At 60.4% G+C, this 9,603-nt stretch carries 12 protein-coding genes; 8 read left to right on the top strand and 4 right to left on the bottom strand.

Annotation, left to right across the window (positions count from 1 at the left end):
* From ACH2EH_RS19045 to upp, 3 genes are all read left to right on the top strand, one after another.
* Nucleotides 1-1,088: NEW3 domain-containing protein (locus ACH2EH_RS19045; RefSeq protein WP_395144130.1), on the top strand; the 1,088-nt coding region annotated here is incomplete at its 5' end.
* Entirely contained in the window at nucleotides 1,085-1,804 is a 720-nt protein-coding gene (locus tag ACH2EH_RS19050) for a ComF family protein (RefSeq protein ID WP_395144132.1), read from the top strand. The genes ACH2EH_RS19045 and ACH2EH_RS19050, both read left to right, overlap by 4 nt.
* An 18-nt stretch (nucleotides 1,805-1,822) precedes the next feature.
* Nucleotides 1,823-2,443 (top strand): uracil phosphoribosyltransferase, encoded by a 621-nt coding sequence (gene upp / locus ACH2EH_RS19055; protein ID WP_395144133.1) that lies wholly within the window; start codon nucleotides 1,823-1,825, stop codon nucleotides 2,441-2,443.
* A gap of 3 nt (nucleotides 2,444-2,446) precedes the next feature.
* On the opposite strand, the gene mnmE is transcribed toward upp, so the two are convergent.
* Genes mnmE through ACH2EH_RS19070 form a run of 3 tightly spaced genes read right to left on the bottom strand, consistent with a single transcriptional unit; the run spans nucleotide 2,447 to nucleotide 4,482 of the window.
* Complete coding sequence (gene mnmE, locus ACH2EH_RS19060; RefSeq protein WP_395144134.1) at nucleotides 2,447-3,763, bottom strand: tRNA uridine-5-carboxymethylaminomethyl(34) synthesis GTPase MnmE; 1,317 nt, start codon at nucleotides 3,761-3,763, stop codon at nucleotides 2,447-2,449.
* Nucleotides 3,760-4,203, bottom strand: coding sequence for a hypothetical protein (locus tag ACH2EH_RS19065; protein ID WP_395144136.1), 444 nt, complete (start codon nucleotides 4,201-4,203; stop codon nucleotides 3,760-3,762). Before ACH2EH_RS19065 ends, mnmE begins: the two co-directional genes overlap by 4 nt.
* A gap of 9 nt (nucleotides 4,204-4,212) precedes the next feature.
* Complete coding sequence (locus tag ACH2EH_RS19070) at nucleotides 4,213-4,482, bottom strand: hypothetical protein (RefSeq protein WP_395144138.1); 270 nt, start codon at nucleotides 4,480-4,482, stop codon at nucleotides 4,213-4,215.
* A 123-nt stretch (nucleotides 4,483-4,605) separates the two neighbouring features.
* Here ACH2EH_RS19070 and ACH2EH_RS19075 point away from each other — a divergent pair, with 123 nt between their 5' ends.
* Both ACH2EH_RS19075 and ACH2EH_RS19080 read left to right on the top strand, forming a co-directional pair.
* A complete protein-coding gene (locus ACH2EH_RS19075) occupies nucleotides 4,606-5,508 on the top strand; it encodes a hypothetical protein (protein ID WP_395144140.1) in 903 nt (300 codons plus the stop codon).
* 59 nt (nucleotides 5,509-5,567) lie between these two features.
* A complete protein-coding gene (locus ACH2EH_RS19080; protein WP_395144142.1) occupies nucleotides 5,568-5,906 on the top strand; it encodes a hypothetical protein in 339 nt (112 codons plus the stop codon).
* Nucleotides 5,907-5,909: 3 nt separating this feature from the next.
* Here the strand turns inward: ACH2EH_RS19080 and moaA are convergent, their stop codons facing one another.
* Nucleotides 5,910-6,917 carry a GTP 3',8-cyclase MoaA gene (moaA, locus tag ACH2EH_RS19085; RefSeq protein ID WP_395144144.1) on the bottom strand — a complete coding sequence of 336 codons (1,008 nt, stop codon included), beginning with the start codon at nucleotides 6,915-6,917 and terminating at the stop codon, nucleotides 5,910-5,912.
* 50 nt (nucleotides 6,918-6,967) lie between these two features.
* Here moaA and ACH2EH_RS19090 point away from each other — a divergent pair, with 50 nt between their 5' ends.
* The 3 genes from ACH2EH_RS19090 to ACH2EH_RS19100 all read left to right on the top strand — a co-directional run.
* Nucleotides 6,968-8,245 carry a glycoside hydrolase family 32 protein gene (locus tag ACH2EH_RS19090; RefSeq protein WP_395144146.1) on the top strand — a complete coding sequence of 426 codons (1,278 nt, stop codon included), beginning with the start codon at nucleotides 6,968-6,970 and terminating at the stop codon, nucleotides 8,243-8,245.
* 117 nt (nucleotides 8,246-8,362) lie between these two features.
* Nucleotides 8,363-9,031 carry a hypothetical protein gene (locus ACH2EH_RS19095; RefSeq protein ID WP_395144148.1) on the top strand — a complete coding sequence of 223 codons (669 nt, stop codon included), beginning with the start codon at nucleotides 8,363-8,365 and terminating at the stop codon, nucleotides 9,029-9,031.
* 1 nt (nucleotide 9,032) lies between these two features.
* Nucleotides 9,033-9,603, top strand: a 571-nt coding sequence (locus tag ACH2EH_RS19100) for an SPFH domain-containing protein (protein ID WP_395144150.1), incomplete at its 3' end; no start/stop codon positions are given.

Consider the following 9,603-nt stretch of genomic DNA (forward strand, 5'->3'; position numbering starts at 1 on the left):
CGCCTGAGGGGCGGGTCTACTTCGACTGGGACGATCAGTTTCTCTATCTTGCGGTGGAGTCTAAAGAGCCGCAGGACATCCGGTTCGATCTCGATGCTAGCGGCGATGGCTGGTTTCGTGGTGCGGAGAACTTTAGCATTCGCCTCGTGACTTCCCCAGAAGGAGCTAAAGCGCTGATCCGCCGCTTCGACACCGTGCAGAACAAAGAGCATCCCGTCTGGGCGGAGGTCTTGCTGCCTGAGGGGAGTGTCCAGGTGCGCCAGTTCAAGACCGCGCAGGGGACTGGTATGGTCGTGGCGGTGCCTTGCGCCCTACTGGGGCCACAGCGCAAGCCGGGAACTGAGTTCGGGTTTCGTGCGCTTTTGGGGGCTGCGGCGCTTGCCGAGCCCACCCCGGAGCTGCCGCTCGTGCGCCTTCAGCTCACGGATGAGAGCGAGGCGATTCTGGGGACTCTAGCGGTTCGAATGAGCCTGCGCGATCGCAGTCTTGTGACGGGGAGTCTGGTGCGGGGGACACTGGAACTGAGTAACTCCGGGGAGAAACCGCTCTTTCTTAAGCAGATTTTCTTGCCCGATGGCACCACGATTACGAACCCAAAAGACCCGAGCCTGATTCTCAATCCCGGCGAGCGTCTACGGCGTGAGTTTCGTTTTGTGCTCGGGGAGGGGCCGGAGCCTGCCAGTGTGGTTCTGCGGGCCGGAGCCGAGCGCGAAGAGGGAGGGAGCGCGGTTGCCCTTGGGAGTGTGGACCGCCAGGAGCCGTTCTCCTTTACGCTGGACCACGATATCAAGCCTCTTGTCGCGCTTGCACCCGATGGGCCACAGCGGCGGCGCTTACTGGTCGCTACCATTACGGGAAGGCGCGACAGCAAGACCGTGGGGCAAGTGCGTCTGGCGCTCCCGGCGGGCTGGACTGTCGAGGGAGAGGACAAACGTACTTTCTCGGTTTCTTATCCCAACGAGCGCCGCAGTGTCAGCTTCAAGCTGATCGTCCCGCTGGGGGTACCCGTGGGGAGCTATCCTGTCGAGGCGCAGTGTGAGATCGGGGGGAAAACCTACCGTGCCAAGGTTGAGTTTCTCGTGAAGTGAGAGCGCTTGATGGCTTTCTGGATCTGATCTACCCACCCCGCTGTCTGGTTTGCGAGAGCTGGGAGGAGCCGCTTCTGTGTTCCGGGTGCGTGGCGCAGTTCGCGCTCGTGCCGGAGCCCGTTTGTGTGGTCTGTGGGCATCCAAGCGAGCCCGAGCGCCTCTGCCGCTTGTGCGATGCGGCAGCGGATCAGTGGGGTGGCTGGGCGTTTACGAGTGCGAGAGCTGCGGGGCGGCATATGGGAGGCTTGCGCTACGGGCTGCACTTGCTGAAGTACCGTGGGAAAGAATCGCTCGCCGAACCGCTAGGGGCGTGGCTTGCCCAGCGCTGTCTGACGGAGTTTTTCCCCAAGCCACTATTTGATGCGGTGGTCGCGATGCCGCTCTCAGCCCGCAAGCGGCGTGTGCGTGGCTACAACCAGGCGGAGCTTCTTGCCCGGCCTCTCGCCGAGCAGCTCGCGCTTGCACTTTTACCCGCTGAGGCATTTGTTCGGGTGCGGGCGGAGCAGTCCCAGATGCGCCTGGGAGCTGACCAGCGCCTGGCGAATCTTTCCTCAGACGACTTCGCTGTCACCGATCCGAGTGCTATTGCAGGGAAGCGCTTGCTTCTTCTCGACGATGTGATGACCACTGGCGCGACGCTACACTGCGCTGCCGCCGCACTGCGCAAAGCAGGGGCCGCGCAGGTGGAGGCCGTGACACTCTCGCGGGCTTTCTAGCGCAGGTAAAATAGCGGCATGGCTATCCATCTTTGTACCCACCCGCTTGCACTGCACTTGCTCACCGGCCTGCGTGCCGTCGAAACAGATCCACAGCACTTTCGCCCCCTGGCCCGCCGCCTCACGACGCTGTTGGCTTTAGAGGCGACCCGCGACTTACCGATCACAGCCATTTCTCTCACCACTCCGCTGGAGCTGATGGCGGGGCAGGTGCTGGCGCAGGGGCTGGTGGTGATTCCGATTCTGCGGGCGGGGCTGGCGATGCTGGAGCCCTTTCTGGAGCTTTTCCCCGATGTCTCCGTGGGCTATATTGGCCTTGAGAGAGATCACGCCACGGCGGTTGCAGCGAGCTACTACTGCAAGCTGCCTCAGGTTACCGGGAAGACGACGCTGGTGGTGGACCCGATGCTGGCCACGGGCGGCTCGGCGAACCATGCGATTGCACTGGTCAAAGAAGCGGGTGCAAAAGATGTCCGGTTAGTCTGTGTTGTCGCGGCTCCGGAGGGCGTCGCTGCGGTGAACGAAGCCCACCCCGATGTGCCAATCTACGCCGCCGCACTGGACCGGGAGCTCAACGACAAGAAATACATCTGTCCCGGCCTTGGCGACTTCGGGGACCGGCTCTACGGGACACTGTAGCGCTCACTTTCCAATACAAAAACGCGCGAAGATCCCACGGATAATCTCCTCGCGCGTTGTCTGCCCCGTCAGCTCGCCGAGCGCCGCTAGTGCTCCGTGGGTGTCCACGGCGATAAGCTCGGCGGGGAGCCCGAGAGCGAGCGTGCTGCGGGCCTCCGTAACGAATGCGGCGACGCGGCGGAGCGCATCTTCGTGGCGAGCGCGGGTGACGAGTGGGGCATCCGAGGCGGGCAGCGACGTGCCGATGATTGCCTCTGCAAGGGCTACGAGCCCTTGGCCCGTTTTTGCGGAGACGGCAACGGCGGGGTAGGGGACGAAGCGCGTCAAATCGGGCGTTGCAAGATCAGATTTGTTCACGGCGACCACGGTATTGCGGTGGAGGTCTGTCAGAGGCGTGAGGTGCGTGGCATCTACGACCAGGATCACCACATCGGCTGTGGCAGCGGCCTCTCGGGCACGGGCAACCCCGATCTTCTCAATGGGATCGTCGGTTTCGCGCAGGCCCGCAGTGTCCAGAACGCGCACGGGGATGCCCGCGAGCACAAGCTCCTCGGCGAGAATATCGCGTGTCGTGCCAGGAATATCCGTCACAATGGCGCGCTCCGCTCCGGCCAGGGCATTGAGCAGCGACGATTTCCCCACGTTAGGTGCGCCGGTGAGCGCGACAGTGAGGCCCTCGGTGAGCTTGCGCCCGTAGTGCGCTCCCGCCAGAAGTGTCTCCAGTCGGGCGGCGGCACGGCTGAGCGGTGCCTCGACCGTCTCCGGCACGAGCTCGCCCACATCCTCAGGGAAATCTATCGTCGCCTCTAGCCGCGCAAGCGCCTCCTGTAAGTCTAAAGCGATCGTATTGGCTTCGTGTGAGAGGCTGCCCGCGAGCTGACGGCGCGCTGCCCGTTGCGCCGCGACCGAGCGGGCGGAGATAAGGTCCGCCAGTGCCTCGGCTTGGGCAAGGTCCAGCTTCCCATTGTGAAACGCGCGCTCGGAGAACTCCCCTGGTCTGGCCAGCCGTGCCCCGGCGGCCAGAAACGCGGCGAGCACCTGTGTGAGTGTTACTGCTCCGCCGTGGCCCTGAAACTCCACCACATTCTCGCCCGTGAACGAGTGGGGCGCAGGGAACTTGACAAGCAGGCCGTCGTCGAGCGCTTCGGTGGAATCAAGTGCAAAGACCGTGGCGCGGCGCAAAACTCTAGGCGGCTGGCTTGCCAGCGAGCGACGAACCGTGCGCTCGGCGACCAAAAAAGCGTCCTGGCCGGAGAGCCGGATCACGCCAATTCCTGCGGCCCCGGATGCCGTCGCTAGGGCCGCAATGGTGGCACTCATCGGGGGGGATTGGCAAAGGGGCGCTGACCGGGGATCATCCGTGTGGCGTTCATAAGAACGGGTGCCAGCGAGACCATCACTACAATCCCGTTGAGCACGGTTCCAAGCAGCCCGAAGAGGATATTCCACCAGCCGATCTGAGTCTTGCGCTTGTCATCGAGCATCAGAAACACCAGCCCGACCGGAATCGAGATAATCGGGAAGAAAATACCCATCGCCACCGACGACCAAAAAGCGGCAGGCGATTCGCTCGCGGGCAGGGCATAGGCGGGCCGCGCAGCGGGCACAGCCGCCGCTCCACCCGGCGTGGGTTGCGAATGGGGCTGCGGAACAGGGAGGGCTGCCGAGGCGACCAGTGCCCGGCCACACTTCCAGCACGCAGCCTGAGTGGCAAAATTATTGGAGCCGCACGCGGCACAGACGACACGCTCGTTGGACATGGTGCTTACCTACTGTGGCAAGGTCGGCTCGGGTTTGACTAAACCGGGGCCATGAGGACCTTGGTCAAAGGGGTTAAATCGGCTGCTCTGGAACGTGATCGCCGCCACGGCTCCTAGGGCAAGAAGAACCACCCCAATCAAAATGACCCGTCGGCCCATGAGCGCGGAGGAGAGCTTGGGAGTGATCACCTCGGTCGTGGTGGTGACGCTGGTGGAGTTGAACTTCCGCAGGTTGAGCCCGGAAGACTCGCTCCCCGGAGAATTACGTGATTCTGCCATAGTGTCCTCGTTGTACCATGCCGAGAATAAAGAATCTTGAAACTTTGTGGATTGCAACCGATTCTAACGGCGTACAGGTTGTATACGGAAAAACTGGACATCTTGTGACTGAGCGAGAAAAAAATGATACCCGAGGAAATCACGAACGAAAGCTGGGATGACGAAGCCTTTGCGGCTCTACTGAAGAGGGCATCGTCCGCGCCTGATATCGCCCCCTTGCCTCCTGGCCTTTCCCAGAGAATTGCGGCGGCGACCTACGCCCGCCCGACATTCTGGGATAAGCTGGCGCTTGTTTTGCGTCCGGCTCCGGCACGCTTTGCCCTCGGAGGTGCGCTGACAGCGGCTGCGCTCTGTGTGATCGTCGTGCCGCGTCTTTCCAAGACTGAGATTTCCTCTCCCCCTAAGATTGTCTCGCCCCCCCAATCGGATAGAGTTGCGCCGCCACAAGTGGTAATCAGAGATCAGGCGGCTCCTACACCTGCTCCCATTATTTCCGTACGAGTAACTACTCCGAAAAAACTGTCCGCGCCGAAGCCGATACCAGCGCCCGTTTTAACCGCCGCGCACGTGCCGCCTATCATGCAGCCGACACCGGCGGCAAGGATTGCACCACAAGAGAGTACCCTGGAGGATCACGGTAATATCACTGTCGCCCGTCCTACATCTGTGGCGGATGCGCATACCTCCACCGTGGTTCCTGAGCCCGCTGCTCGGCTGGGGGGGGCGCTCTCCACGGCAACGGCACGCTCTAGCACAAAGAGCGATTCTGAGGCTCTTCCAACTCCTGCCCCGAGCATCGCGCAACCGATCGTGGTCGCCACGCGTCAGCTAGGAGAAAATTCAGGAATTCTGGACGACACGGGCAATCTGCAAACGCACACGAAACGTGTCAAGATAAACCTTGGGCTTTCGGATCGGGAGCGCGCCAGCATGACCAAGCCAACGCAGATTGACTCCCTCACCGCACGTAATTCAGAATCTGCTCCCGCGGGAGCAGGCCTTGGGTTTGGCTTGCCGATTCAGTAGAGAGTGATACAATTGGGGCGGCGCATGGCAGCCTGCCATAGCGCTTCCTGGAGGAGACAATGGGACGGACAGCCCTTCGTTGCACCTGTGGGCAACGTATCGGAGAGAGGGAAGTTCTACGTGCGGGGTACTACCCCCGACCCTTTGGCCCGAGCTACGTCCTCGTGCGCTACCGCTGTTCCCGCTGCCGAAGACGCGGCGAGCAGTTCCTGCGCCAGGAAGAGTGGGATCAGGGGATTCTTTCCGATGCAACTCTGGAGCTTGATGTGCCTTCCCAGCAGAGCTTTGCGACACAAGGCCCTATCACCATGCGAGAGCAAGCCGCCTTCCATGGCCAGCTCGATACCCAGGGACTAAGTGAGCTGATCGCGGAGTTCGATCACCAGGCCGACGAATAAACGTTAGCCGCCGATCTGAGACATCGTGCGCAAGCTGCCACCCCGTGCCAGCCGCCCTTCAAAATCACTCTGGATTGGCTTGTGCGCCAGGGCCGCCGCTGCATGTTCCCGAATCTCTTGAGCGGAGCAGCTTGCCCGAAGCGGCCCCATTAAGTCGTACTCGTAGTTATCGGCGAGGCAGGGAACCAGCTTGCCATTGGCGGTGAGCCGCAGCCGATTGCAGCCCTCGCAGAACTTATGACTGATCGGATTGATCACTCCAATCGTTCCTCGTGCGCCCGGAATCTTGAAGTTACGGCTCGTGCTCTCGGGTGCATCATCGAGCGTTTCTAGATCCGGCCAGAGCGCTTTAAGCTGCGCGACGGCATCTTCGTTTTTCACATAGTGCGCTCGCCACTGTGCGCTGCTCACTTGCCCTATCGGCATGTACTCCAAGAAGCGCACCGAGAGCGGGCGGTCTTTGGTGAGCTGCCCAAATGCCTCAATCTCATCGTCGTTGATGCCGCGCATGAGGACACAGTTCAGTTTGATGGGGGAAAAACCGACCGCCAGCGCCGTTTCTAGCCCATCCCATGCACGCTCGAACTCCGCGCGCCGTGCGAGCTTAATAAAGCGCTCGGGCTGAAGGGTATCCATCGAGAGATTGAGCCGACGCACGCCCGCTTCCCAGAGCGCCTGAGCATCGCGTGCCAGGAGAATCCCGTTCGTGGTAAGTGTCACTTCGCGAATCCCAGGAATTGCCACAAGGCGTGCTGCCAGCTCGGGGACATTCTTGCGCACCAGAGGCTCGCCACCGGTGAGTCGCACTTTTTTAAGCCCGACACTTGCCAGCGCTCGTACCACGCGCTCAATCTCTTCAAAACTCAGGACATTATCAAGGTTTTCATAGGGGACACCTTCCTCGGGCATACAGTAGACACAACGCAGGTTGCAGCGATCTGTAAGGGAGATACGCAGATACTCAATCCGGCGACCGAAGGAGTCTGAAAGTGCAAGCGGAAGTGGGATCATTCAGGATAAATTATACCGTACATGAGCTACGGAGTATGGAATAAAAAGTTATGACTGAGCCCCTAAGACCTCTGTTTCACTTTACGCCGCCGCGTGGCTGGCTGAACGACCCCAATGGGCTGATCTTTCATCAGGGCTTCTGGCACCTGTTCTATCAGCATAACCCAAAGGGCACGGACTGGGGCAACATGACCTGGGGGCACGCCCGCAGCACGAACCTGGTGCACTGGGAGCATCTGCCACTCGCGCTGGAGCCCTATGGCGAGGGCACGATTTTTTCAGGGTCTGCTGTTCTCGATGAACGAGGGATTGCGGGTTGTGGGAAGAGGGCACTATTGCTTTTCTATACCTTTGCCGGAAAGCCTTTTGATCAGCGGATGGCATTCTCCAACGATGCGGGGAAAACCTTTCAACAGCTCGCATGGAACCCAGTTCTTCCAAATATCGAGGGGGAAAATCGGGATCCACGAGTCTTCTGGCATGCCGGCGCAGCGCACTGGTGCATGGCACTTTATGTCCGCCGGGGCACAAGCGATGGGATAGAGTTTTACACATCGCCTCGTCTGACCGCCTGGAGCTTCAGCAGCCGCATTGAGGGGTTCTACGAGTGTCCGGAGTGTTTCGAGCTAGAGGGGAGCTGGGTTCTCTTTGGAGCGGATGGCGAGTATGTGCTGGGGGAGTTTGATGGAATGGCCTTTCACCCTGAGGGGGAGCGCCTAAAGCTGGACTACGGGATGAACTTCTACGCCGCACAGACCTGGAGCCACGCACCAGAGAATCGTCGTGTGCTCATTGCCTGGATGCGTGGCGGGAGCTATCCAGGGATGCCCTTCAACCAGCAGCTCACCTTTCCGACGGAGATAACGCTTCATGAAATCGGTGGGCAGAAACGCCTCTGTCGGCAGCCGATTCCAGAGATCTCTCTGCTCTGGCGGGAGAGCTGGCAGGTGACAGATACGGCGCTTGTGCCCGGCTGTGGCCTCACGGGGCTCTGGGAAGGGGAGGCGTTCGATGTGGAGGCCGCGCTAATTCTAGAGCCAGGAGCACAGCTTGTGCTGACAGTTCGGGGGAGCACGATCCACTACGATGCCGCGCGGGCGCAGCTCTCCTGTTTTGGTCGAACCGCCAGTATGCCCTTACGCGAGGGCAAGCTCTTAAAGCTGCGCGTTCTGTGCGATCGCACGAGTATCGAGGTCTTTGGCGGCCACGGCGAGGTGGCTTTTTCAAACTGCTTTCTGCCGGATACCGCTCAGCGTACGGTTGCACTTGCCGCCTCTGATGGGGGCGTGCATGTCACGACTCTCTCCGTCCGGTTGATCCGCTCTTGATAGCCTCTCTCTCTTTTCTTTTAAAAAATTCCAACCATTTTTTTGCTTCATTTTCTTGCAGAACGCAACGGAATCGGTACTAATGGTTCTAATCCCCCTGAAGGAGGGCCGTAGGACATGACTGATTTATTGAAATGGCAGTGGGTGGTGTTTTTAGTGCCGCTTGCACTGGCGGTGCTCCTCGCTCTCGCAACTGCAATCGGTGTGGGAGAAAATCACGGAGAGAATGAGGGGGGGCACGACCATGATCTGGATGGCCATGCCGATCACGATGGCACCGGTCACGATGGCAGCCACGAGACAGAGTCAGAGACCCAAGCACCCGTCTCACCGCTCTCCCTCATTGGCGTGGGGCAGGCACCGCTCTCGGTGATTCTAATCTGCCTACTGGTCTACTGGGCCGTGATTGGGAGCCTGGGAAACCTGACTCTGGGCGTGCGTAGCATCGGGTTCAGTATCGGGCTGGCCTTGGTGGGGAGCCTCCTCGCGACATCGGGAACGGCGCGGCTAGTGGGGCGTTTCCTGCCCACGAGCGAGAGTTTCTCCGTGAAGCGACACGAGCTGATCGGACGCGAGGGCACTGCGATCTTTCCCATTACGGAGAACAGCGGCACGGTGCGTCTCTACGACTCTCTGGGCACACTGAGGCAGCTCGACTGTCGCATCGTGATGGGGGGAGCCGCGATCCCGATGGAGACAAAAGTTATGGTGGTGGACTACGACCGTGAGCGACAGGTGTTCACGGTGCAAAAGTGGGATGACCTGGTTCGAATAAAGGAGGATTGATATGGGAGAGACGAAAGAAAACTCGGGTCTGGGATTGATGTTGATGGTAGGCGTCTTGGCCGGACTCGCGCTGATGATCGGGCCATGGCTAGTGCCGAGCTTTGAGCCGCCCGCTCGGATTGGGGTCGCGCTCTTTGGAACCGTGGTGTTCCTAATCAGTACGATTTTAGCGGGGATCGCCAAGCTCTACGTGCGCACCCGGCCCGATGAGGCCTTTGTTCGGACGGGAATGGGTGGGCAGAAGGTGATGATTGACGGTGGGACGACCGTTTTTCCGGTCTTCCACCAGATTAAGCGCATCCCGCTGCGCACGCTCAAGCTCGAAGTGGAGCGCAAGGGCACCGAGGCGCTGATCACGTCAGACTTTCTGCGCGTGGATATACGCGCTGCATTTTTTGTGCGAGTCGCCAAGGATGTGGAATCTATCCAGACGGCGGCGAGCACGCTCCCGGATGCTTTTGTCGGTACCCATGCCATCCAGGATCTCGTGCAGGAGAAGCTCGTCTCCGCGCTGCGCACTGTCGCGGCCCAGCAGACCCTCAACGACCTGAACACGCGCCGCAATGAGTTCG

The organism is Armatimonas sp. (assembly GCF_043760365.1).
Classification (GTDB): Bacteria; Armatimonadota; Armatimonadia; order Armatimonadales; family Armatimonadaceae; genus Armatimonas.

Coding starts and splice junctions, on each gene's coding strand:
- ACH2EH_RS19075 (WP_395144140.1), top strand. CDS start 4,606: ATGATACCCGAGGAAATCACGAACGAAAGCTGGGATGACGAAGCCTTT.
- ACH2EH_RS19090 (WP_395144146.1), top strand. CDS start 6,968: ATGACTGAGCCCCTAAGACCTCTGTTTCACTTTACGCCGCCGCGTGGC.
- moaA (WP_395144144.1), bottom strand. CDS start 6,917: ATGATCCCACTTCCGCTTGCACTTTCAGACTCCTTCGGTCGCCGGATT.
- ACH2EH_RS19095 (WP_395144148.1), top strand. CDS start 8,363: ATGACTGATTTATTGAAATGGCAGTGGGTGGTGTTTTTAGTGCCGCTT.
- mnmE (WP_395144134.1), bottom strand. CDS start 3,763: ATGAGTGCCACCATTGCGGCCCTAGCGACGGCATCCGGGGCCGCAGGA.
- upp (WP_395144133.1), top strand. CDS start 1,823: ATGGCTATCCATCTTTGTACCCACCCGCTTGCACTGCACTTGCTCACC.
- ACH2EH_RS19065 (WP_395144136.1), bottom strand. CDS start 4,203: ATGTCCAACGAGCGTGTCGTCTGTGCCGCGTGCGGCTCCAATAATTTT.
- ACH2EH_RS19070 (WP_395144138.1), bottom strand. CDS start 4,482: ATGGCAGAATCACGTAATTCTCCGGGGAGCGAGTCTTCCGGGCTCAAC.
- ACH2EH_RS19080 (WP_395144142.1), top strand. CDS start 5,568: ATGGGACGGACAGCCCTTCGTTGCACCTGTGGGCAACGTATCGGAGAG.